Here is a 23,367-nt window from a genome sequence, read left to right on the forward strand (position 1 = left end):
GTCATCGGTCCTTTTCAGAGGCGGGACACCAGGTCACACCTCGGTTCGAGACCGGACCCTTACACAACTAATGAAACACCCTCCTGCGCGTCTGCCTTCCTCTTGTCAACCTAGGGCACCGCGGGGATCCGCGCAGGAAAATCGTCGTCGTGCTCTCATTTCGATAGGTGCATTGGAGTCGAGAGCCACCCGTCCGATTAGCTCGAACTCTGCCTGGAATGCACTGCATTTCCCATCCCACCCACCATCACTCCCCCACCAACCCCGCGAACGCACTCATCTCCGCGAGCGCCTGAGGTGTCGACGGCAGATGATCCAGGAGATCCGGTGAGTAGACGAGGTACGCATTCCACTTCGCGCGTGAGATCGCGACGTTGAGCCGATTCTTCATGAGGAGAAAGCTGATGCCCCGCGGCACCTCGGCCGCGGACGAGGCCGCGAGCGTCAGGATCGACACAACCGCCTGCTGACCCTGGAACTTGTCCACCGTGCCCACGCGGACATCTCTCAGCCCGGCTGAGTCGAGCGCAGCCCGGACCGTTCCCACCTGCGCGTTGTACGGCGTGACGACGATGACATCACTCTCGTCCAGCTTCCTGACGTCGCCTCCGCCATCGTCCCACCGCGCACCTAGCGTGTCGCGCACGACGTCCACGACTACCTCGGCCTCTTCGACGGAGCTCGTCGCGTTCCCGGCGTGACGCACCTCGATCGGTTCCAGACCGGGCCTCACCTCGGCGAGCCGGCGCGCGCGAGTGCTGGGGTGCGAGTCGAGCCGCCCGTCGTAGGACAACCGAGACACCGGCCCACACACCGCCGCATCCATCCGCCGGCTCTCCCCGAGGAAGTACCCGAACTCCGCCGGCAACACGTCGTGTCCGGCGCTGAGGAACCCCAGGGCCGAGGTGTCGACCGGCTCCGGGTGCGATCCCTGGCTCACCTGCGGCAACTGCTGCGGGTCGCCGAACAGCATGAGGTTCCGCGCGGCCCGGCTCACTGCGATCGTGTTCGCCAGCGAGTACTGCCCAGCTTCGTCGATGACGAGGAGGTCGAGCTGCCCGCTGTCAATCGCGGTCGTACTCGAGAAGAACCAGGCGGTGCCGCCGACCACGTATCCGCGACCGGCGCGCTCGGCGGCGAACTCGTCCTTCCACTTCCCCGTGGTCGTAACGCTGACATCCGGGTGCACCGGATCCCGGTCGTCACTCTGCGCCTTCGACACCGCCCCGACCTCGAGGAGGCCGTTCTCCACGATCTCGGTGAGCACGTTGTCGACGACGGCATGCGACTGCGCGACCACGCCGACCTTCCACCCGCGCTCGGCGACGAGGCGGGCAATAGCGCGCGCCGCGAGGTAGGTCTTCCCCGTGCCCGGCGGCCCCTGGACGGCGAGGTAGCTCCCGTCCAGCCGGACCGCAGAGTCCACGACCGCGCCCACGGTGTCGTCTCCTGAAACCTGTGCGAGTCCGCCGCTGCGCAGCCGGGAGGGACGCCGCGCCAGGACATCGGCGGCTGCTCCCATCGGCCAATCCGGCGCGTTCTCGCGGGCATCCGCGACCCAGTCGAGGATCGACTGTCGAAGGCTGTCGGTCCGCGGCGGGGCACCCGGTGCCAGAGCGATCGGCAGGTGATCGTATGTCTCCGGGAACGTCGTCGTCGTCCTCTCGGTAACCATGAGGAGAGTGCCCCCGGTGTCGAGCTCAATCTCCTCGATGTCAGTGGCCTCGACAGCATCACGCGAACCCGTCTCGTGCTCGCGCGGCGGCCTGGGGCCCGGGTGCTCGTAGAGCAGGAACCCCGAGCCCGGCACCCCGGAGCTCCCATCGGTCCACGCACCGTGAAGGGCGAGCCGCCGGCTGTGCATCCTCGCGCGACCCCGTTTCTCCCAATCGTCGACGACCTCGGCGTGGCCGATGTGGAAGACGTTGCGGTGCTCCGCCCACTCGTCGCGCGCCTGCTCGAGCCGGGCGAAGTGCTCCCACCAGAAGCCCTTCTCCTCCCTCTCGTGATACCGCAGAGCAGCGCGGGCCATGCCCCACGCGCGCTCGGTGTCGGTGCGGCCCGGGGAGAACGGGTCTCCGGCCAGGGCCTCGAGCTCGTCCTCGAGACTGCTCCGCAGCTCGTCCTCGGCCTCGCGCTTCTCCCGCCGCGCTCGGGCGGAGTCCGTCTCCGGCTTCGGCGCGGGCACCTCGGCCTCGGGCGGGTGCTCCCCGGGCACTGAGCCGTCCGCAGCCGGATGCTCCAGCGCGAGCGCTCGCAGCCAGTCGCGCAGCTTGAGCGTCGAGATGCAGTCGTAGGCGTTGTACTGCTCGATGTCGGCGAGCCGCTCCTGCGCCTCCTCCGTCCGGCCGGCGTCCCGGAGCTGTACCGCGCGGGCGTACTGGTCGATGCTCTCGTCTCCGCCTGACACACCCTCCCGCTCCTTCTCGCCGGCCATGTGGAGCGCCTCGAGCTTCTTGATCGAGTACGAGGGCAGCCCGAGCGCCAGGGACTTGCTCACCGTGGCGTACAGGTCGACGAGGACGCCCTGCCGCAGCAGCTCGTCCACCCGGTCCTCGCCCACGCCGTGGCGCTGGGCGATCGACAGCAGGTGGGTGCGCTCGTACGGCGCGTAGTGGTAGATGTGCATGTCCGGGTGCTCGGCGCGCTTCTGCTCGACGAGGCCGAGGAAGTCGAGCAGCGCTTGGCGCTCCTCGTCCATGCTGTGCGCCCAGAGCGCGGTGAACCGCCCGGCGGAGTCGACCATGCCGAACAGGTAGTCGAGGCCCCACGTCACGCCGTCCGGGGTCCACAGCGGGTCGCCCTCGAAGTCGAAGAACAGGTCACCCGGGCTGGGCTCCGGGAGCAGATGGAGTGCAGTCGGATCGCCCACCTCGAATACGGGGACGTCCCGGCCCTTGCTCGCGATCTGCAGCCGCGCCTGCCGCGCGAGCTTCGTCATCGTGCGTTGGGGTACGCCGCCGTTGGGGTCTCCCGGCTGCCACGCGGCGACGTCGTCGATCGTCTGCAAGCCTGCCTGGCGAAGCCGCTGCCGTTGGACGGTGGACAGGGCGTAGACGAGCCACATGTCCCGGTGCGACTCGATCTCCGCCTCGCAGTCCGGGCAGGAGCCGCACTGCGTGTACCGGGGATCGTTCCACCGGACCGGCCGCGGTTCCGCCTGGTGCCCGGTGATCATGGCGACGAGGCGGGCCCGACGGAGTCGGTACATCGGCGCGATGTCGGACAGGCGGTGGGTGCTCATCGCACCGTCACCGAGGATGAGGTCGACCTCGTCGTCTACGGCCACCCCAAGCTCGGTGAGGCGCTGGGCGTAGGCCGCGACCTGCAGCAGCGCCGTGACCTTGGCGCTCCGTGCGAGCTTGGTGTCCTGCACCCGCCAGCCGCCGTCCGGGCGCCTCACGAGGAAGTCGGTGAAGCCGGCGAACGGCAGCCCGTCGTCGCCGGCGAGCGCGGCCTGGACGACGACATCGGCCCCTGATTCGAGCGCCGCGAGCGTGGCCCGTTCCGCCTCCTCGATCCCGCTGGAATCCCGCAGATTCGGCCGGTCGAGGGTGACGACAGTGAGCCCCTGTGCCCGGAGGTCTTCGACGATCCGCGCCTCGTGCCCAGCTCCGAGCTCCGCGGTGCGCTCGAGCATGGGGTCCGCCTCACGAGCCAGCGGCGCGATCCTGCCGAGCTTCTCGTCGAGCCGGCGGAGGAAGCCGAACTCGCAGGCCGATGCGGCGGTGAGATCGCTCGGGCTCGTCACCACACGATCGTGGAAGTCGATGTACATGAGGCCTCTTTCGGGATCGGTTGGATCTCCGTTCCATCCTGCCAGCAGGTGCGGACACGGGTGGGAGCAGTTCGCGCAGCAGTCCGGTCAGTGGCTCATCGCGCGAATGCAGCGCGAAGCCGAGAAGACAGCCCCTGTGAAGCGCTTCACCTCTCAAGACCGGACTCGTGCATCCGTCATCGGCGAGATCGCTGACGCTCCGTGACGGAGCCGATGCTCCTGAAGATGGCGGCTCCAAGTGGGGTACCGGCCCACCGAACTCAGTCAGGCTGGTCAGGGAATCTGGCTGTGTCCGGCGGATAGAAGTCGAAGTGGCGCGGATCAAGATCGTCGGCGGACGGATTCCAGTTGTACAAGGTGAGAGATCCGCTATCCGGGTCAACAGTCTGGCGGTCCAGCAGTTCGATTCCAGAAACGATTCCCATGACACAACGCCCTGGATGTTCAAACGCGAATTTGACCTCACCACGCGTGACAATCACCTTCTCGCCTGCAGTCACGGTGCCTTTCGATTCGAGATAAAGGACCTCATTGCCCCGGGTGGCACGTGCATCGAACGAGTTTCCGATACGCATGTCTTCGACGTCCCAGCCTCGGGCCACGAAGTGGTCCATCAACCGATCCTGAGCGAGGTTCTCGATCTGTTTACGCAGAGCAACATCGGTCTGCTGTCCCTGTCTCTTCACCACCGTGGCCTCAACAGGTTGTCGACGTCTGGGGGTGCGCACTGCTCTGACGTGCTCGTCCCACAGCGAGTCGAGCGAGTCCGCAACTTCGAAGCTGATCGTCATTCCACTGGACTGCGGAGTCCAATAAATGTGTGGAAACTCGGTCTTCAACAAGTCGATAGGAAGCGCATCATCGGGGTGGAGGAAGGTATCCCACCGAATATCCGCATAGTTTGCAGAACCCTCTGATCCGTCCCAGTGATCACATGGATACACGTCACTGGTGACCCAGCCACTGGCGAAGATCCCCCGATTCTTGACTCCGAGTCGCATCAAGTAGGCCCGGTCGCCGGGTTTGATCTTCTTGGTGGTTCCACCCGTCGACCAGTTCTCCTCAATCACCCGGCCTTCGGCCGTCGCCTTGATCCAATCATCGAGCACCTCGGGATAGATCTCGCTCTTCGCGGGGTTATGGGTGAAGAGAATTGCCTGGTACTGGCTCCCATTACCAAACTCGGCAGTCATGCTCCGATGCTAGCGGCGCGATTCCCCTCGAACCAGGGGTCGTTTCTTCTACCGCCCCACCACATCCAGCGCCGCCCGCTGGATCGAGCTGGCGTCGATCCCGTGCAGCGCGTACGCCTCGGACACGGACGACGCCTGGCCGAAGCTGCTCACGCCCAGGTTCACCGTCCGGTCCCCGCGCACCCCGGCGAGGAACGCCAGCGTGTGCGGGTGGCCGTCGATGACCGTCACCAGAGGCGCCGGGCAGTCGGCGGGGAAGAGCGCCTCGGCGATGGCCGACCGCTCCCCTGCCGCCACCCGGTGCCGGTCCTGCAGCGAGCGGAACACGAGGTCCGGGCTCGTCAGACACACCACGCCTGCGGTGATGCCGCGGGCGGCGAGCGCCCGTGCTGCGGTGACGACCTCGGTCATCATCGCCCCCACTCCCACGAGCACGACCTCGTCCTCGTAGGCCGGGTGCGCGCTGATCCGGTACCCGCCGGCCACCGCGTGCTCGCGCCGGCGCGCCAGCAGCACCGGGTCCTCCGGCAGCGCCGCGATCGACTGGTCCACCGGCCGGGTCGAGAGCCGGAAGTACGCCGAGTGCCCGCCGGGCATGCCGATCGACTTCATCGCCTCGAGCATCGTCCACTCGAGGTCCTGCGCGAACGCCGGCTCCCACGCCACGAGTTCCGGGATCTCCATCGTCACCGACGGTGTGTTGAACGACTGGTGCGCTCCGCCCTCCGGAGCGAGCGTCACCCCCGAGGGTGTGCCGACCATGATCGGCTGCCCGCCGGCGTACATCCCGAACGTCCACGGCTCGAGCGCCCGGTTGATGAACGGGTCGTAGATCGTCGCGATCGGGATGAGCGGCTGCCCCCACCGGCTGTAGGTCGCGCCGAGCTCCCCGGCGAGGCTGACCAGGTTGACCTCCGCGATGCCGAGCTCGATGTGCTGGCCGCCGGACACCTCCTGCCACTTGAGCACCCGCTCGCGGTCGTCGCTGAACCAGTCATGCCGGCCGGTGAGCGACCACACGCCGGTCTTGTTGATCCAGCCGCCCAGGTTCGTCGACGTCGCGACGTCCGGGCTCAGCGTCACCACGCGCTCGGCGACCTCCGGCACGGCCCGCTTGAGGTCGGACAGGAACCGGCCGAGCGTCGCCTGCGTGCTGGTGACCTGCTTGTGGCCCCACTCGAGCTCGTCCGGGATCGCGCCCACGGTCTCCTCGGCGATGGGCTCGCGGTGCAGGCGCTCGGCGGTCGCCGCGCACAGCTCTCCGGCCGGGGTGTCCGCGTCGAACCGCTGCCAGGGGGATTCGAGCGCGGTCCCGGAGATCTCCGCGAGCTCGCGCATCTGCGACTCGGTGAGCTGGCGGCGTGGTTGTTCGGGTGCCCCTCGGTCGCCAGGCCGCGGCCCTTGATCGTGTAGGCGAAGATCACCGTCGGCCGGGTGTCGTCGATCTGCGCGAAGGTGCCGAGCAGCTGGGAGATGTCGTGCCCGCCCAGGTCGCGGACCACCTCGGCGAGCTCCCGAGGCGTGAGCGACTCCACGAGTGCCCGCAGGCCGGACTCTTCGGCGTCCTCGACCCCGGCGAGCACGCGCTCGGCGACCTCGTCCGGGTGCGAACGCAGGATCCGCTGGTACTCCTCGTTGGGCATGTCGGTCATGCGCTGCTCGAACGCCTGCCCGCCGGAGCCTGCGAACAGACCCTGGATCCGCGCGCCCCACTTGCAGGTGAGCACCTGCCAGTCCGCGGCGGCGAACATCCCCTGCAGGCGCGCGATCTGCACGTCGGGGATGATCCGGTCGAGCGACTGCCGGTTGAGGTCGACGATCCACACCGCCTCCCCGAGCTGACGCACCTCGGGATCGATGATCGCCTCCCACACCGCGCCCTCGTCCATCTCCGCGTCGCCGAGCAGCGAGTAGAAGCGGCCGGCCTCCGGCGCCTGCGGGAAGTGCTCCTTGACGTAGCGGTGGCTCAGCGCAGCCCACAGCGGCGCGGTTGCCCCGATGCCCACCGAGCCGGTGGAGAAGTCGACGGTATCGGGATCCTTGGCGCGCGAGGGGTACGGCTGCAGCCCGCCCTCCGACCGCAGCGTGGTGAGGTACTTCTCGTCGAGGTCGCCGAGCAGGTAGTTGATCGCGTGGAGCACCGGCGAGGCGTGCGGCTTCACCGACACCCGGTCCGCGGCGGTGAGCTCGGAGAACCACAGCGCGGTCATGATGCCCACCATCGAGGCGCTCGAGGACTGGTGCCCGCCGACCTTGACCCCGTCCGGGTTCTCCCGCCCGCGGTTGGCCGCGTCGATCATCGCGGTCGCGATCCACAGCACGCGCTGGGCGATCTCGTCGAGCACCGCCTCGTCCGCCGAGGCGGTCGCGGACAGGGGCCGCGAGTTCACGCTCGGCGGGTCGAGCTGGGTGCTCGTCTCGAACTGGTGGCGGTCCTCCGGCTGGGCGTCCGGGGTGCGGGTGTCCTGGGACCGGGCGTCCGGGGTCCGGCTGTCGGGGGCGGCTGCATCCTGAGGGGCGGTGGGGTTCGAGCTCATGATTCTCCTGTCGAGCAGGTCGGCGTGCGCGGGCGGTACAGGTCGGCGGGCGGTGCAGGATGGGGCAACAGTGCGGGGCGGGGCGGGCGGCGGTGCAGCCGTCCGATTCCACAGTCTTTCTGGTGCGGGCGGCGGGTTCCATGGCCACTCCAGTGCGGTCCGGGATGCTCCGTGGTCGATCCAGTGCGGAATCGGCAGGCGAACCGCACTGGATCGACCACGGAACCGGAGCCCGCTGGACCACCACGGAACCGGAAGCCGCCGTCCGGTCCGGGCCGGCGGTGCCCGCGGCCCCGGTGCCCGGGGAGATCAGTCGAAGATCGACGAGTACGCGTTGAGGGCGAGCTGCCCGCCGAGGTGCGCGTAGAGGACGTTGGAGTCCTTGCCGATCTCGCCGGACTTCACCAGGTCGATGAGGCCGGCCATGGACTTGCCTTCGTACACCGGGTCGGTGATGAAGCCCTCGAGGCTCGCGGCGGTGCGGATGGCGTTGACCGTCGACTCGACGGGGATGCCGTAGTAGTCGCCGGCCCAGCCCTCGAGGATGGTGATCTCGTCGTCGCGCAGCTCACGGCCGAGCTCGATGAGCTCCGCGGTGTTCGCAGCGATCCGGCCCACCTGGTCGCGGGTCTTGTCGATCGTGGCGGAGGCGTCGATGCCGATGACCTTCCGCTTGCGGCCGCCGGCGTCCTCGAGCGCGGCGAATCCGGCGATCATGCCGGCGTGCGTCGAGCCGGTGACGGTGCACACGACGATGGTGTCGAAGAAGACGCCGAGCTCCTTCTCCTGCTCGGCCACCTCATGGGCCCAGTTGGCGAAGCCCAGGCCGCCGAGCTTGTGCTCGGACGCGCCGGCCGGGATCGGGTACGGGGTGCCGCCGTTGGCACGCACGTCCTCCATCGCCTCCTCCCAGCTCGAGCGGATGCCGATGTCGAAGCCGGCGGAGTCGAGGCGCACGTCGGCACCCATGATCCGCGACAGCTCGATGTTGCCGACCTTGTCGTTGACCGGGTCGTCCCAGTCGACCCACCTCTCCTGCACGAGGCGCGCCTTGAGGCCCAGGTGGGCGGCGACGGCGGCGACCTGGCGGGTGTGGTTGGACTGGTAGCCGCCGATCGACACGATGGTGTCCGCGCCGGAGGCGAGCACGTCGGGCACGATGTACTCGAGCTTGCGGGTCTTGTTGCCGCCGAACGCCAGACCGGAGTTCACGTCCTCGCGCTTGGCCCAGATGCGCGCACCGCCGAGGTGCTTGGTGAGGTTGTCGAGCGGGTGGACAGGGCTGGCCCCGAAGGTCAGGGGATAGCGTTCGAAGTCGGAGAGTGCCACGGGAGCTCCTAAGGGTCGGTGGCGTGATGGTCATCACGTGGTATGCAATATATTGCACTTCGCGAGGTAGGATGTCAACAGCCACCCCGCCCACCAGGAGGTCTTCCATGCCGGTCCCCGCCGCTCGGGGCGTCCACCGCCGCACCCTCCTGCGCGACGACGTCTACTTCTCCCTGCGCGACGCGATCGTCAGCGGCCGGCTCGCCCCCGGTGAGAAGCTCCGCGACGCCGAGCTCAGCGAGTGGCTGGGCGTGTCCCGCACTCCCATCCGCGAGGCGCTGCTCCGGCTCGAGCGCTCGGGACTCGTCATCGCCGAGCCCGGCCGGCTGACCATGGTCTCCCCCGTCACCGGCGAGGCCGTAGCCCACGCCCAGCAGATCGCCGCCGAGCTCCACGCGCTCGCCGCCCGCCTGGCCGTCCCCCTCATGACCGAGCACCACATCAACACCATGGCCGAGGCGAACGCCGCTCTCGATTCAGCCCTCGCCTCGACAGACGCCGAGGCGGCTGTGCGGGCCGACGACGCGTTCCACGCCGTCGCCGTCGAGCTGTGCGGGAACCCGCTCATCGCCGAGCACCTCGAACCCGTGACCGCGATGCTGCGCCGGGCGGAGTACCTGCGGTTCGGGGACGTAGGCGCGATCGACTCCGCAGCCGACCACGCCGCGATCATCGACGCCTGCGCTGACGGTGACGCCGAGCGCGCCGCCGAGCTCACGCGCCGCAACTGGTCGACGCTGGCGATCCGAGGCGAGGGCGCGGCAGCGGATCAGCCCGCCTGAGCCGAGGACCGGAACCCCTCCTGGGCCGGGGTCAGCGCTCGCGAGCCGGAGGTCAGCGTGCGTCCGCCGGGGGCATGTCGTAGGTGATCCAGTCGGTGCGCGCGGCGACCTGGTCGTAGAGACCGCGGGCGCGATAGTTGTCGTCGCGGGTGATCCAGCGGGCCAGCGTCCAGCCGCGGTCCGCCGCGATCCGGGCGAGCCCCGCGAGCAGCAGGCGCGCAGCACCCGAGCCCCGGTGCTCCGGGTCGACGAACAGGTCATCGAGGTACATGCCGGTCGACGCGGACAGCGGGCGGGCGAACGGCCGGAAATGGGCGAGCCCGGCGAGCGTCCCGTCGGACGCCTCGGCGACGAGGCCCTGCGAGGTGTGGGCGTCGTCGAGCAGCCATGACAGCACGGTGTCGCGCATCTCCGCGGTCTGCTCGACCCGGTAGAACTCCGCGTAGCCCGTGTAGAGGCGGTGCCACTGGGCGGCATCGTCCCGGGTGACGGGGCGGATGGTGATGTCGGTGCCGGCCATGGGTCCTCCTCGGTCCTGCGGGTCCGTTGGAGCGACCGTAGCACCGGACTGCGGCTCAGCCGATCGCGGCGAGCTTGTCCTGCACCTGGGCGCGCGAGGGGTTGGTGAGCGTGGTGCCGTCGGAGAACAGCAGGGTCGGGACGGTCTGGTTGCCGCCGTTGGCCTGCTCGACGACGGCCGCGCCGTTGTCAATGGTCTCGATGTTGACCTCGGTGACGGGGATCTCCGCCTGGTCGAGCTGCGGGCGCAGGCGCTTGCAATAGCCGCACCAGCTCGTGGTGAACATGGTGACGGACCCGGTCTCGGGCAGGAACTCCTCGACGTTGACGCTCATCGTGCCTCCTCGGCAGTCATGCACGGTCTCCGGCCTCCGGTCGGCCGGGCCGTGCGGGTGATGGTGCTCGCCACCCACAACCGCGCACCCCCACGCGCTATTCCCGGGCCCGAGGCGGCACGCACCTCGACACCACCGGCTCCCGACTCCACCGCCTCTCGACACCACCGGCTTTCGACACCGAGCGCCGATACAGGTGTTTCTGCGAAAGACAACTGGATCTCAGCTGTACTCGCCAGTACGCCGAAGATCCGGTTGCCGATTCCGAAAAGACCCGCAATCGCACGGTGCGGGCCCCGCTTCGCCAGCAATGGGCCGGGGCGGCGCGCACCTCGACACCACCGGCTCTCGACACCGTGCGTCGGCGGCGGCACAATCGGGGCATGAGCGACGCAGCGAAGACCGGCGCGAAGAAGTCCGGCACCTCGAAGTCCGGTGCCAGATCCTCCGGCACAGCGAAGTCGAGCACGCGAACACCCGACGCGGGCGCCTCGGCCTCGGGCCCCGCGACGGGCCCCACCGACGTCGACCCGCGCGCATACATCGATTCCCTCGAGACCCCTCGGCGGCGGGTGCACGGGCACCTGCTGCTCGACATCTACTCCGAGGTCACCGGGGAGCCGCCGGTGATGTGGGGGCCGACGATGATCGGCTACGGGACCTACGACTACACGTACGCGTCCGGCTGGTCGGGCACGTACTTCCGCTCCGGCTTCGCCCCGCGCAAGGCCGCGCTCTCCCTCTACGGGCTGCCGCAGGAAGACGACGCGCCCGAGCTCTGGGCCCGGTTCGGCAAGCACCGGCGCGGTGCCTCCTGCGTCTACGTCAACAAGCCCGAGGACATCGACCTCGCGGTGCTGCGCGAGCTCATCCGGATCGGCTGGGATTCCGACACGCCGTGCTGCTGACAGATTCAGCATTGCGTATCGCGACTCCCATGGTCACAGCTCAGGACGCGCGAGCACCTCGGAGAACGCGACGTTGAGGAAGAGACGCTCTCTCCCGATCTTGTGGTCCACCAGCGTGCCGTTCTCGACAAGAGCATTGAGCCAGCCGGTCGCTGTCGGGCGGGAGACCTCGCACCGTGCGACGACATCACTGATCCGGCAGTAGACGTTCTCGAACAGGACATCGAGCAGATCGGCGTTGGGACCGGCGGTCGTGACATCGCGGATGCTCTGCATGACCGATCCCTGCGTCTCCTCGATCCCGTCGATCTTCCGCAGTGTTGATCGTGCCGTTTCGCGGAGGCCTCTCAGCATGAAGAGGATCCATTCCTCCCACGCGCCTTCCGTCGTGACCTGCAACAGGAGACGGTAGTAATCATCTTTGTGCTCGATGATGTACCGCGAGAGATAGAGCACGGGGACTTCGAGAAGCCCGGCATGCACGAGGTGGAGCACGTTGAGGATCCTTCCCGTTCGTCCATTGCCGTCGCCGAACGGGTGGATAGCTTCGAATTGGTAGTGCCCGATGGCCATGGCGATGAGCGGATCCAGTTCATCCGATGCATGGATGAAGCGCTCCCAGTTCGACAGCAGATCGCGGATCGTCTGCTCGCCCGTCGGCGGCGTATACACGGCCGTACGCGTACGCTGATCCGCGATCATCGTTCCAGCCGTGCGCCGGATGGCCATCTCGCGGTCATGGATGATCGTGCAGATCTGCACGGCAGTGTTCGTGGACAGCGGCCTGCTCCTGATGCTCTCCAAGCCGGCGAACAAGGCGGTCCGATAGCGCAGCGTCTCCTTGGTCTCCGGGCTGGCCGATTCCGCTTCGCGCTGGACGTTGCGGAACAGATCGTCGCTCGTCGTCACGATGTTCTCGATCTCGGAGCTCGCCTGGGCTTCGAGAATCGACAGCGAGTTGATGAGGATCGACGGATTGGGGATCCTCTGCACGGCTTGGTCCAACGATGCCAACGACGCCCGTGCCTCGATCGTCTCCTTGAGGATCTCCCTGGACTCGACATCTGCGGTCGGAGGAAGCGGCGGCAGATCGTTGTACGGCTTCTGAGGATCCCAGTGCATATGCAAACAATAGTTGCAGATCGCCAGAACGTGTAAAAAAATCACCTGATTCTTTACACGTTCCGCCGATCTGTCATCGGTTTTGACACGTCACATACGGGCACCGACACCGTCGCACTGACCAATCGATCGCCGTCACCAACGGTCGGACCCCCACCCGGGAGTCACTTCAGGGCCCACGTCAGCCGTTCGAGAACAAAGGGCCACGCGATGCGTTCCTGCTCGAGGCGCAGCCCGCCCATCCGATTCACGCCACCAGGTCCGCTGCTGTCAACGCCCTCAGCATCATCCGAGCCGGCAGAGCACGCACGGAGGGATCGGTAGACGTCACGCTCGTCCTCGGTGAGGGTCTGCAGATGCTCGGGTTCGACATCGAGGGGACGCGGTTCGTGCACGACCAGATGCCGAAAGGTATCGAGCGTCCCGCAATCCATGAGCACCGACTCCGCATGACCGACATGCGCGCGGAATCGGTTGAGGATCCCGAAGCCGTGGGAATCGATGTCTCCCCAGTAGTAGACCCGGCATGAGCTCAGCCATGGGAGATCGGCCACCAGGGATGCAGCGTACCCACCCCCGTAGATCGCGATCACCCATCCCATTGACCCGTCGGTCGGCAATGCGATGAAGCTCTCGAGGTTCTCCACCACGAGCACACGCCGATCCTCCGCGCCGAGCCCCGGCAAGGAGAGAGCAGCGGCCTGCGACCACGGGATCTCGAGATCGTCGAGTCCGACGATCCGCAGCTCCGGGTGCAGCAGGCGCAGGCGCACCCGCGACTCCATCGCCGCCAGCCCCAGATCGTCGGCTCCCGTAACCGCTGTGACGAGTCCGGTCACCACGCGCCGATGACGGCCCAACCACTTCGTATCGACCCCGGCGATCGGCAGCTGCCGGATGTACATCCCCGACTCCGGGTGAGCTGTCAGCCATTCGAGGACTCCGAGCAGCCTCATGAAATCGCTCTCCTCAAGTGTGACGAGGTCGCCGAGGAGTGCTCGCACCAGTTGCCGGTCCTCCGTGCTCGGATCCGCCGTCGCCCGCACCGTGCTCAACCAGTCGAGCACACCCGCCGCACGGCTCTGCAGCCGCCGGAACTGTGCGCGACCGCCGACGAACTCCACCACCGCACCGGCGGAACCGAGCCGCAACCTGGTAGGCAGCTGCTGAGTTCCGAGGCCCGCCCACCGGCGCACGGTGAACTCCACCTCCGGTACGTCGGGCGGTGACGGTGCTGAGCGGCGGCCCCCTCCAGCGATATGGTTCCAATCCGCGATCCACGCGGATACCTCGGGCAGATCGGCGAGGGCGGCCGCCTCGGTGGGAGGACGCAGGCCGACCGTGATCGGGGAGAACTCGAGGCCGACTGCCCACGCGCGCTGATGCGCGGTGACAGCGCGCCGAACGCGCGCCCGCGCCTCGGCAACGGTGAGAGGCGTTGTCGGCGCCGACGACTCCCGCGTGCTCATGCGTCGTCCCAGGTCGTCCGGCTCAGCTGGGAATCGCGGCGATCACTGTTCCGCACCAGGGTGATGCCGCCCACATAGTCCTCGAGAGTCTGCAGGAGCTTCTTCGGAGTCACGAGGATCATGTGGAACCCGAAAGCGACGAAGATGTCCATCGCCATCCGCGCGAAGTCCTGGTCCGCCCGATCGAAGGCCTCGTCGAGGAACACGGTGCCGAACCGAGGGACGTCCTCGGCTCCGTCGGTGAGCTGATACCGCAGCGCGGCGGCGAGGCAGAACACGACGAGCTTCTGCCGCTGTCCTCCGGACAGTCCGGCGGCCGACTCGTACACGCTCACCACCTCGCCTTCCGCGTCCTGATCGACCCCGACGAAGCTCACGTGCCTGCGGGTGTCCAGGCACGCGCGCCTCCAGCGGAGGTCGGCGGGCTCCGACGACTGCAGCCGGGTGATGATCTCTTCCATCACGGCGAACTTCCTCTCCGCCTCAGCCGGTTCGATGTCCGACAGTCCGCCGGAGGTGACGGTCTGCAGTTTCTGCATGAGTTCCCGGACATCGGCGTTGAATCGGGTCTTGACCCGGATCTGGAGGTATCGGCCCACATCGAACTGGGATCGCAGGAGCGAGGTGTTCACCGGATCGACCCGTGCACGAATCTCTTGTGCGGCGTTGCGGAGCATGGTGTTGAGCTTGCCCATGTTCTGCGTCGACTGCTTGCGCAGCATCTGGGCGAACCGATCCTCGAATTCCGGCAGACCGTCGGACTTCAGCCGTGATCGCAGCTCACGGTAGCCCCCGCGATCGTCCACCGAGCCGGTGAGGTCGGCGCTCACGCCCGGCCACGTCCTCCTGAACTCACCGGCTGCGGCCGTGAACCCGGCCTCCGCCTCGGTGCGCGCCCGGTCAGCGGTCTTCTCCTCCCGCTGGAGTTCGATGGAGAGGTTCTTCGAGAGCCGCACCAGATCGAAGTACTCGACGTGCCGCTTGGCCGCTCGAATGCGCCTGCGAATGACGTCTCGCTGCCCGGATGCCACCACCGGCGCCGGGACTTCGCCCGTAGACGTGTCTTCGGCGACGACCTGTCCCTCCACGGTCCTTCTCAGGTCGGCACGCGCGTCGTCCAAGGCCCGGGTGACGGCTTTGAGCTCCTGCCCGATCCGAGCGTGCTCGCGGTCGGCGTCCCGGCACCGCACCCGAGCTGCGGTCAGGGACTTCTCGGCCGCGTCGAGATCACGCCGGGCAGCCGCCAGCCCGGCGCTCGCCGCAGTGAGAGTCTCGATCCGGTGCTCCGCCGCGGAGATCGCTGCGGCCGCTGCGGTGATATCGAGGTCTACCCAATCGGTGTCGGCGAGATCGACGATGAGTCGTCGGCGCTCCTGAGCCTGCGAGTGTCGGCGCATGGCCTGTTCGAGCTCCTTGTCCGCGTTCGCGATCTGTCGGTCGATGTGCTCGAGCTGTTCGAGGAGACGAACGATCTTGTCCTCGGCGCTGAAACCCATCACCCAGGTGCTCGGGTCATCGACCCGCCAACGGTCGTCCTTCTCGAATCGGCCGGGCCCGCGTTTGACCTGACCGGCGCGGGTGAGACCGCGATCCACGCCGGTCAGCTCCGCAGTGCTGCCCACACACGAATAGTCGTATCGACGGGCGAGCTCGGTCCGCAGCCAGGCGGCCTTGGGCGACCAGTCCTTGAGGTCGACCCGATAGACGAGTGAGCGGTCGTCGGCGAGCGACCGCGGGGCGGGCACCTCGGCGGGAACGGACTCGACGACCACCCGGGTGCCGAAATGGTGCTCATCGAGGGCGCGCGTGACCTCGGACAGATGCCGGTCCTCGACGAGGATCGTGCGTGACAGGGGACGCAGCACCCGTTCGATGGCCCCGGTCCATTCGGTGTGCTCGGGGCGGACCTCCATGAGTTCCCCGGCGAACGGCAGTGCGGACTCGTTGAGGCCGGTGGAGCGAGCGATCAGTGTCCGCGCGGCGAGCAGTCGGCGGTCGAGATTGGACTGCTGCCTGCGGGCGGCGTCCCGGTCCGCTTCGAGGCCGGACCGCGTCTGCCGCAGATCCCGAAGCCGGTCATGGGCGACGAGCTTGGCGTTGTCGAGACGATCGAGCAGGTCCGTATCTACGGTTTCCTTCTGCCCGGTCCGCTGCAGTTCAGCGAACTCCTCCCACGAATCCGGCAGTGATTCGATGCCCACCGTGCGGATCCGGGCAGCCAGGCGCTCTCGGGTGCGCGTGATCCGCTCGTGCTCCCGCCGCGCATGAGTGAGCAGTGTCTGCTGGCTTTCGAGCTCGGCGCCACCGGATTCGAGCAGTCGGCTGCGCGCGGCATCCCGATCCCGCTCCGCTTCGGCGAGCGCAGTCGACGCCTGTCTCTGCTCGCCCTCGGCCCGTGCGTTCGACGCCTGAGCCCGGTCGAGCTCCTTCTCCGCGAGCTCGATGATCCATTCGTTCGTCACCGGGTCGAGCGCCTCGACGAGTGCTCGGGCCCGAGCACTGTCACCACTCGCCGTCTCCCATCGGTCGAGGAGTTCAGCGATCGTGTCGAGGACGTCCAACTGGCGGCGGGCCTCGACCACACTGCGTTGCGCCAGCGACAGTTCCGAGAACTGTTCGACCGCCATATCCGCAGTGGCGAAGGTCTTCGGTTCGTCGAGCATGTACTCACGGAACAGAGCATCGAGGCTGCCGAGGTTCTTCGCCGCCATCGTCCGGTGGAGCAGCAGGATCGCCGAATCCGACACGATGCCGAGGAAGCGCTGGAACCGCTGCTGGAAGACGGAGTGCTTCTCCGTGATCGTCGCCTGCGGATATTCCTTCTTCAGGCCGCGGAGGTCGACGGCCTCGGAGACGAATGCCCCGAGATTCGCGAGATCGAGATCCTCCCGCGCGAGCACACAGATCTCTTTGACGTCGCCGGATGACATCTGTCCGCGGTTGAGCTTGAACAGCTTGACGAGCACCACCGGATCCTGCCCGTCAGCCGTGTCGAAGCGCAGGCGCACTCCCGACCAGCAGGCTCCCGCGCGAAGGAAGTCACTGCGCACCTCGTCGGCGTCCTCGGCATCGGTCGATCGCCATGCACCGCGGACGTAGCTCACCAGGCTCCGATCACTTGCACGGACCGATTGGTCCTGTGCTGCGGCGTTGTACCGCACCTTCGAGCGCGGAGTGAGTACCGTGGTCACCGCATCGAGCAGCGAGGACTTGCCGGTCCCGGAATCCCCGGTGATCACCAGACCGGTCCTCGGCACGTCGATGACGTGATGACCGTTGAAGGTCCCCCAGTTGACCACATCGATCCGCGACAGGCGCCATTGCCCGGAGACATCGGGTGAGGCGGCTGCGGCAGGCAGCGTGCCGGATCGGAGGAACGGTGCATCGACCGTCCCGGAGGCCGCAGTCTGCTCGGTCGACACCAGGTCCTCACCGGCGGAAGTCTCGACGTCGAACAGAGTCGCCGGCGATTCAGCGGGTCGGTTCATTCGTCGTCCTCCATCGCGTCCATGACTTCATCCCGGTCTTCCCGTGCGTGAGCGGCGTTCGTCCCGACCTCGGCGAGCCGCCGCTCGTACTCCTCACGCACCGCACGGATCTCGTCCGGTCCGAAGATCAACCGCAGGACCGGCGAGATCTCGAACCGGTCCTCCGTCGCGGTGTCGGCGAGCAGACCGTACTTGTGCATCTTGGTCCACGAGGCGTTGAAGCGCTTCGCGAAGCCCACCTCGTCGAGTCCGTATGCGCTGCCGTACACCCGGAGTGCATCGCGCGACTCGTCGACACCGACGATCACGCGCTCGGACCGGTCCGCTCTAAGCAGCTCGTGCCGCAGATGGAGCAGCAGAGCGGTATCGAGGAAGGTCAGGGTGTGCGTACGGACCACGGCCGGGACCTGCTCGTCGGGTACCTCCGCATTGCGCACGAACGCGAGGCGCGAATCGGTATCCACGACGAGCTCGAGGAACATGTCGGACAACCGGGCTCGCAACGCTGCCTCGTCCCCGAGCACGGATCGCCACAGCTGCGGGTGACTGCGACCGGAGACGTACGGGCCTTTGATCAAGGCCACGAGCGCCCGCCGCGTATCGAGAGCGAGCACTCCTGTATCGGTCGCCCAGAGCGGCCGTCGGGACTCGCCCTTCTCCGCACCGAGCCCGGCCGTCGTCGATTCCTTCGCGTGGGCACCTGTTCCATCGTTCATGCGCCACCCCTCCTCTGCTGCGCCCGTCGGCGCCGACGCCCGCCGGGAACGTCCTCGGTGAAGCGGAATCGGTCGAGCTGGGCTCGCCGTGAACGCCCTGTCATCGACGACCAGGTGACCGACTCACCTCCGGCTTCCCGGATCCCGTGCCCGACTCCGAGATCGAGGAGCCCGACGACGCTCGCCACACCCTGGGTGGCCGGGTGGCGGCGGAGCACCTCGGCGATGGTGACGCCATCCGTCCGAGGCGCCCCTTCGCCTGCCTCACGGTTCCGGCCGTCGAGCTCCCCGCAGCGCGCGGCCTCCAAGGTCTCGTTGATGTTCTCGACGAGTTCGCCGATATCGATCTCGGTCAGCCGGGCCATCTCCCGCAGCGCCTCGATGTCGACCGTGCCTGTCGCCCGCATCTCCACGGGCTCGATCACCCGGGCGTCGGCGGGGTTGTGGAGCCGAAAGCTCGTCACCGAATCGATCCTGACCGAGGTACGACCCAATTCGACATCGAGCTGCCTGTAAGGAGGTATCTCAACCGCGAGACGGAGAGCGAGCGCGCGGGCGGCGTGGATCTCAGTGTTCACTGCCCGGTCCTCGCGGAACTCCTCGGACTGGACGAACCGTCGCAGGGACCGGGTCAGACCTGTCATCACATCGCCGACCTCTGCGGAACGGTCCTGGAGCATCGGCGTCAGACGACGAAGGAACCTGGTGTCGGCCCGATCGAGCGCACGGACGAAAGCGCGGTCGAGGAGCGCAGCGATGTTCGCTTCGAACTCGGACCCGGACTCGTGTTCGAGAATGAGTGCGTAGAACCCATCGAAGCTCCGTCCGGCCTCGGAATCCGCGAGGTGATCGACTCCGCGGAACACGTCGTCAAGGACGCGCGATCGCGCGCCGGTGTTCTCGATGAGCTGGGCCCTCAGCCCGCGGTTGATCTCCTCGAGCGCGGAGCGCACGCGGGCGAAGTCGCTCGGCAGCTCTTCGGCGAGCGCGATCAGGTCCTCAACCGCTTCCCGCGCCCGCTCAGGATCGAGTCCGGTGTCCTCACCTGCGCGGACGGCGGCGACGCGGGCGTCCAACCGATCGCGTTCGGCGTGGAGCGCGGTGAGCCGCGTCTCGACATCAGGGTCGGTGTCGCGGACGAGGACACGCAGCCGCTCCTGAATGTTCGACAGCCGCGACTGCGTCACGGTGGTGCGGTTGGAGTCGAGTCGTTCGATGAACTGGAGCGCTGTCAGCCCTGAGGGCGAGAGTTCGAAGGTCTCGTCCCTCGTGGACTCCGCGCTGCGGCGGATGAGGATGCCGTTCTTCCGCCATTCGGCGCAGTAGTGCTGAGCCGTGCCCGGAATCTCGTGCCCGTGCGATCGCAGGAGTTCGAGGTCCGCATCGATCCGCTCGAAGAGCGCGGAGGCGGGCAGTCGCCGATCCGGGCCGGCGAGATGCACTCGCAGCACTGCAGCGGCGAACCACACGTTGTCGCCGCGCAGGAATGCCCAGGCGGCGTCGTCCTCGAGCAGCCGCCGGTGCGCCAGAGCCTGGGTCAGCACATCCATTCCCTCAGCCTATGGGGTGGCACGGACACCGACGCCACCGCGGCTGCCCTCACACCCCCACAACGCCCGAGGCGGGCCCTGGTCGGAGACCATGACCCGCCTCGTCAGCGGTGCCGGGCCGGCGGCGCTGACCGAACAGCGCACGACCAGCGGTGTCGGAACACCGGTGCCGGTGCGGCGGTGTCGGAACACCGGTGCCGGTGCGGCGGTGTCGGAACACCGGTGCGGTGATCAGCTCACCGGTTCACACCCGGACACCGTCACACCCGGTCGTCGGTGACGTCGACGCCGCGGTCCTTCTGCGCCTTGCGGAAGCCGGCGCGGATCCGCTTGCGCTTCTCCCGCACGCCGGCGCGGCGCTTCTTCTCCGAGGCCACCTGCTCCTCGGTGGGCTGGTGATCGCGCAGCCCGACCTGGAGGTCCTCCGGGATCTCCTCGAGGGTGCCGGAGGCCGCCTGGTGCTTGTGCCGCAGGATCTCCAGGCGGAGGATCTTGGCGAGGAAGTAGATGCCGAGCAGGTTCGGCACGCTCATGAGGAAGAACATCGCATCGGAGAACGCCACGACGCTCTCGAGCGAGATCGAGGCACCGACGACGACCGCGATGACCCACACGACCTGGAAGCCCTTCTGGGCGAAGAACGACTCCTTGGTGAGGAAGCCGATCGCCTTCTGGCCGTAGTAGGCGTAGGACAGGATCGTCGAGAACCCGAACAGCATCACACAGATGGTGAGGATGTAGGGGAACCAGTCGGTGACCGTGCCGAAGGCCTGCGCGGTGAGGTTGACGCCGGCCTCGGTGGAGCCGTCGCCGGCGTCCGCGTCGTAGAGGCCGGTGGTGATGATCGCGAGCGCGGTCAGCGTACAGATGATGACGGAGTCGATGAGCGGCTCCCACATCGCGGTGAAGCCCTCGGTCGCCGGACGCGAGGTCTTCACGGCCGAGTGCGCCATACCGGCCGAGCCGACACCGGCGGCGTTGGAGAACAGCGCACGCTGGATGCCGACGATCGCCACGCCGATGATGCCGCCGGCGATCCCCTCACCGGTGAACGCGCCCTGGAACATGAGGACGAAGGCGTTGGGGATCGCGGTGAAGTTCAGCAGGAGGATGATGACGACCGACACGAAGTACAGGATCGCCATGAGCGGGGTGATCGCGGAGGTCCAGCGGGCGATCGAGGTGATGCCGCCGAGGATCACGATGCCGGCGAGCACGGCCATGATGAGGCCGATGAGCCACAGCTTGTCGGCGAAGAAGCTGGCCTCGCCGCCGGTGGAGTTCACGAGGATGGCCGCGGACTGGTTGGCCTGGAACAGGTTGCCGGCACCGAACACGCCCACCACGGTGGCGATCGCGTAGAAGTAGGCGAGGAACTTGCCCAGCTTGGGACGGCCGATGTCCTTGAAGCCGTCGCGCAGGTAGTACATCGGCCCGCCCGAGGTGGTGCCGTCGGGCATGATCGTCCGGTACTTCACGCCGAGCGTCGCCTCGGCCATCTTCACGGTCATCGCGAAGAAGCCGAAGATGATGATCCACAGGGCCGCGCCGGGTCCGCCGATGGTGATCGCGACCGCGACACCGGCGATGTTGCCCAGTCCCACGGTGCCGGAGAGCTCGGTGGCGAGCGCCTGGAACGAGGAGACCTCACCCGGGTCGGTCTTCCGGGTGAGCTTTCCCCGGATCACTTTCACGGAGTGCGCGAGCCCGGTGATCGGCTGGAAGCGCAGGTAGACGGTGAGGAACACCGCGGCCGCCATGAGCCACACGACGATGAGGGGGAGCTCGGTGCCGGCGACCGGCACTCCGAAAAAGACGATGGCGGACAGCACATCGGCGATCGGGGCGAACGCGTTCTCGACGGCCTGGTCGAAGCCGGAGGCGGTCAGCGTCGTCTGTGCTGCGGAGAGTGTGACATCTGAGGACGGTGGAAAGGCATGGGCGAGTGCGGATTCAGGATTCATAGTCACGTGGCGCGGCAGTAGCTTTACGTCCGGATGGTCGGTCCGGTTTCGGCACCGTCAACGAACCTTAGCAAGCAGGCTCTGCCCAGGCCCAACACAGGCGGTGCACATGAGCCTGCGGTAGTGGCCCTGACCTGGGGCCGAGTACCGCGGAATCGACACCGTGCACCCCACCGGATCCCGCTTCAGCACGCTCAGTCCTCGGGCGGGCACCCCAGGGTCGAGGCGAGCGCCGCCCGCAGCGTCGGGTGCCGGAACGTGTAGTCCGCCCCGGTGAGCGCCTCGGGCACGACCCGCTGGTCGGCGAGCGCGAGCTCGCGGGCCGCCTGCGGGCCGAGCAGCAGCGTGGGGGCGAGCGGCGGCACCGGCAGCGCCGAGGGCATCGACAGCAGGTCGCCGAGCGTCTGCGCGAACTCCCGCTGCCGGACCGGCTCGGGTGCCACGGCGTTGACGGGCCCGGACATCAAGTCGTCGAGCGCGGCGCGGGCGTAGATCTGGGCGATGTCGTCCAGCGACACCCACGACAGCCACTGGTCGCCGGTTCCCAGCCGGCCGCCGAGACCAGTGAGGTAGAGGGGCAGCTGAAGGCGCAGCGGCCCGCCGAGCGAGGTGAGGACGACCCCGGTGCGGATCGACACCCGGCGCACGCCGAGCTCCTCGGCCCGGGCCGCCTCGGTCTCCCACCGACGGCACACCTCGGCGAGGAAGCCGTCTCCGGAGTCGGCGGACTCGGTGAGCCGCTCGTCGCCGCGCTCCGCGCCGTAGTACCCCACGGCCGAGGCGCACACGAAGGTGTCCGGGCGGTCGGCGGGGTCGAGCTGCTCCATGGTGAGGACGAGGAGGCGCGTGCTGTCGAGGCGGGAGGACAGGATGCGCTCGCGCGCACGCTCGGTGAAGCGGGTGCCGATGCTCGCCCCGCTCAAGCAGATGACGACATCGGCCCAGGCGAGCGCCCGGGCGTCGAGCAGGCCGAGGCCGGGGTTCCACCGCACCTCGTCCTCGCGCCACGGGGTGGTGCGGACGAGGCGGCGCACCTCGTGCCCGGCGGTGGACAGGAGGGCGGCGACCTGCCGGCCGAGCAGGCCCGAGGCGCCGGCGATGAGGATCCGCCGCGGTGCGCCCCCGGTGCGGCGGGTGAGGTCGGCCTGGAAATCGAGGTCGCCGAGCAGCCGGCGGGTGCGGGCCTCGAAGGTGTTCGTCAGCACCGCGTCCATGGCGAGGGTGTCGAAGCCCTCGGACAGGCGGCCGCTGGGCGCGGCGAGGTGGTAGTCGATCCGGTCGTCGATGCGGCAGGCGGCGGGATCCGCGGCTGCGATGAACCGGTGGGTGTGCGTCCAGGAGTGCAGCGGGCCGGTCGTCATCCGGTCGACGAAGGAGAAGGGCTCCGGGCCCGCCGCGTGCTCGCACACGAAGGGCACGCGGACCACCCCGCGGGTGCCCGGGACGGAGGTCTTCATCCGGGCGCGGGTGCCCGGGGTGAGCGGAGGATGCGACTCCTCGACGACCTCCTGCGCCCATTCCGGGCTGAGCCGGGTGAGCGCGCCCGGGCGCATGTGCCAGGAGAAGACGGTGTCGAGGGAGTAGGGCGCCTCGGCCGTGTGCGTGAAGACTGCCATGTCCCCATCATGCCAGCCCGCTCACCGTCGACCGGGCATGCCGCACGGGCTGCGCGGGTTC

The 23,367-nt window shown here is 68.0% G+C and carries 14 protein-coding genes and 1 pseudogene; 2 read left to right on the forward strand and 13 right to left on the reverse strand.

Annotated elements, in window-relative coordinates:
* Positions 1–247: 247 nt before the first annotated feature.
* The 4 genes and pseudogenes from ABD883_RS00360 to ABD883_RS00375 all read right to left on the reverse strand — a co-directional run bounded on the left by ABD883_RS00360 (position 248) and on the right by ABD883_RS00375 (position 8,837).
* Complete coding sequence (locus tag ABD883_RS00360; RefSeq protein ID WP_345028986.1) at positions 248–3,778, reverse strand: TM0106 family RecB-like putative nuclease; 3,531 nt, start codon at positions 3,776–3,778, stop codon at positions 248–250.
* Positions 3,779–4,038: 260 nt separating this feature from the next.
* Entirely contained in the window at positions 4,039–4,971 is a 933-nt protein-coding gene (locus ABD883_RS00365) for a protein NO VEIN domain-containing protein (RefSeq protein ID WP_345028987.1), read from the reverse strand.
* Positions 4,972–5,019: 48 nt separating this feature from the next.
* A pseudogene (locus ABD883_RS00370) lies at positions 5,020–7,508 on the reverse strand (transketolase-like TK C-terminal-containing protein).
* Positions 7,509–7,817: 309 nt separating this feature from the next.
* Positions 7,818–8,837, reverse strand: a complete 1,020-nt coding sequence (locus ABD883_RS00375; RefSeq protein ID WP_345028988.1) for a 1-aminocyclopropane-1-carboxylate deaminase — start codon at positions 8,835–8,837, stop codon at positions 7,818–7,820.
* Between the two features lie 107 nt (positions 8,838–8,944).
* On the opposite strand from ABD883_RS00375, the gene ABD883_RS00380 reads away from it, so the two are divergent.
* Positions 8,945–9,619, forward strand: a complete 675-nt coding sequence (locus ABD883_RS00380) for a GntR family transcriptional regulator (protein WP_345028990.1) — start codon at positions 8,945–8,947, stop codon at positions 9,617–9,619.
* A 52-nt stretch (positions 9,620–9,671) separates the two neighbouring features.
* On the opposite strand, the gene ABD883_RS00385 is transcribed toward ABD883_RS00380, so the two are convergent.
* Positions 9,672–10,139 (reverse strand): GNAT family N-acetyltransferase, encoded by a 468-nt coding sequence (locus ABD883_RS00385; protein WP_345028992.1) that lies wholly within the window; start codon positions 10,137–10,139, stop codon positions 9,672–9,674.
* Between the two features lie 55 nt (positions 10,140–10,194).
* Entirely contained in the window at positions 10,195–10,473 is a 279-nt protein-coding gene (locus ABD883_RS00390) for a glutaredoxin domain-containing protein (RefSeq protein WP_345028994.1), read from the reverse strand.
* Between the two features lie 383 nt (positions 10,474–10,856).
* Between ABD883_RS00390 and ABD883_RS00395 the strand changes: the two genes are divergently transcribed.
* Positions 10,857–11,381 (forward strand): DUF1801 domain-containing protein, encoded by a 525-nt coding sequence (locus tag ABD883_RS00395; RefSeq protein ID WP_345028995.1) that lies wholly within the window; start codon positions 10,857–10,859, stop codon positions 11,379–11,381.
* A gap of 33 nt (positions 11,382–11,414) precedes the next feature.
* On the opposite strand, the gene ABD883_RS00400 is transcribed toward ABD883_RS00395, so the two are convergent.
* The 7 genes from ABD883_RS00400 to ABD883_RS00430 form a co-directional block, all read right to left on the reverse strand.
* Entirely contained in the window at positions 11,415–12,503 is a 1,089-nt protein-coding gene (locus ABD883_RS00400) for a Fic family protein (protein ID WP_345028997.1), read from the reverse strand.
* 164 nt (positions 12,504–12,667) lie between these two features.
* The gene (locus ABD883_RS00405) at positions 12,668–13,972 is read right to left on the reverse strand and encodes a Wadjet anti-phage system protein JetD domain-containing protein (protein ID WP_345028998.1); all 1,305 of its coding nucleotides are present in this window, start codon (positions 13,970–13,972) and stop codon (positions 12,668–12,670) included.
* A complete protein-coding gene (locus ABD883_RS00410; protein ID WP_345029000.1) occupies positions 13,969–17,460 on the reverse strand; it encodes an ATP-binding protein in 3,492 nt (1,163 codons plus the stop codon). The genes ABD883_RS00405 and ABD883_RS00410 overlap by 4 nt, the downstream gene beginning before the upstream one ends.
* Positions 17,457–18,176, reverse strand: a complete 720-nt coding sequence (locus tag ABD883_RS00415) for a DUF4194 domain-containing protein (protein ID WP_345029001.1) — start codon at positions 18,174–18,176, stop codon at positions 17,457–17,459. The genes ABD883_RS00410 and ABD883_RS00415 overlap by 4 nt, the downstream gene beginning before the upstream one ends.
* Positions 18,173–19,726 carry a DUF3375 domain-containing protein gene (locus ABD883_RS00420; RefSeq protein ID WP_345029003.1) on the reverse strand — a complete coding sequence of 518 codons (1,554 nt, stop codon included), beginning with the start codon at positions 19,724–19,726 and terminating at the stop codon, positions 18,173–18,175. Before ABD883_RS00420 ends, ABD883_RS00415 begins: the two co-directional genes overlap by 4 nt.
* Positions 19,727–19,986: 260 nt before the next feature.
* Complete coding sequence (locus tag ABD883_RS00425) at positions 19,987–21,690, reverse strand: alanine/glycine:cation symporter family protein (protein WP_345029005.1); 1,704 nt, start codon at positions 21,688–21,690, stop codon at positions 19,987–19,989.
* A 194-nt stretch (positions 21,691–21,884) separates the two neighbouring features.
* The gene (locus ABD883_RS00430; RefSeq protein ID WP_345029006.1) at positions 21,885–23,306 is read right to left on the reverse strand and encodes a TIGR01777 family oxidoreductase; all 1,422 of its coding nucleotides are present in this window, start codon (positions 23,304–23,306) and stop codon (positions 21,885–21,887) included.
* Positions 23,307–23,367 lie beyond the last annotated feature (61 nt).

It is taken from the genome of Brevibacterium pityocampae, assembly GCF_039541555.1.
GTDB lineage: Bacteria > Actinomycetota > Actinomycetes > Actinomycetales > Brevibacteriaceae > Brevibacterium > Brevibacterium pityocampae.

Bases quoted from the DNA above. Each gene is read 5' to 3' on its own strand.
- ABD883_RS00360 (WP_345028986.1), bottom strand. From the start codon at position 3,778: ATGTACATCGACTTCCACGATCGTGTGGTGACGAGCCCGAGCGATCTC.
- ABD883_RS00415 (WP_345029001.1), bottom strand. From the start codon at position 18,176: ATGAACGATGGAACAGGTGCCCACGCGAAGGAATCGACGACGGCCGGG.
- ABD883_RS00410 (WP_345029000.1), bottom strand. From the start codon at position 17,460: ATGAACCGACCCGCTGAATCGCCGGCGACTCTGTTCGACGTCGAGACT.
- ABD883_RS00405 (WP_345028998.1), bottom strand. From the start codon at position 13,972: ATGAGCACGCGGGAGTCGTCGGCGCCGACAACGCCTCTCACCGTTGCC.
- ABD883_RS00390 (WP_345028994.1), bottom strand. From the start codon at position 10,473: ATGAGCGTCAACGTCGAGGAGTTCCTGCCCGAGACCGGGTCCGTCACC.
- ABD883_RS00395 (WP_345028995.1), top strand. From the start codon at position 10,857: ATGAGCGACGCAGCGAAGACCGGCGCGAAGAAGTCCGGCACCTCGAAG.
- ABD883_RS00400 (WP_345028997.1), bottom strand. From the start codon at position 12,503: ATGCACTGGGATCCTCAGAAGCCGTACAACGATCTGCCGCCGCTTCCT.
- ABD883_RS00430 (WP_345029006.1), bottom strand. From the start codon at position 23,306: ATGGCAGTCTTCACGCACACGGCCGAGGCGCCCTACTCCCTCGACACC.
- ABD883_RS00380 (WP_345028990.1), top strand. From the start codon at position 8,945: ATGCCGGTCCCCGCCGCTCGGGGCGTCCACCGCCGCACCCTCCTGCGC.
- ABD883_RS00425 (WP_345029005.1), bottom strand. From the start codon at position 21,690: ATGAATCCTGAATCCGCACTCGCCCATGCCTTTCCACCGTCCTCAGAT.
- ABD883_RS00385 (WP_345028992.1), bottom strand. From the start codon at position 10,139: ATGGCCGGCACCGACATCACCATCCGCCCCGTCACCCGGGACGATGCC.
- ABD883_RS00365 (WP_345028987.1), bottom strand. From the start codon at position 4,971: ATGACTGCCGAGTTTGGTAATGGGAGCCAGTACCAGGCAATTCTCTTC.
- ABD883_RS00420 (WP_345029003.1), bottom strand. From the start codon at position 19,726: ATGGATGTGCTGACCCAGGCTCTGGCGCACCGGCGGCTGCTCGAGGAC.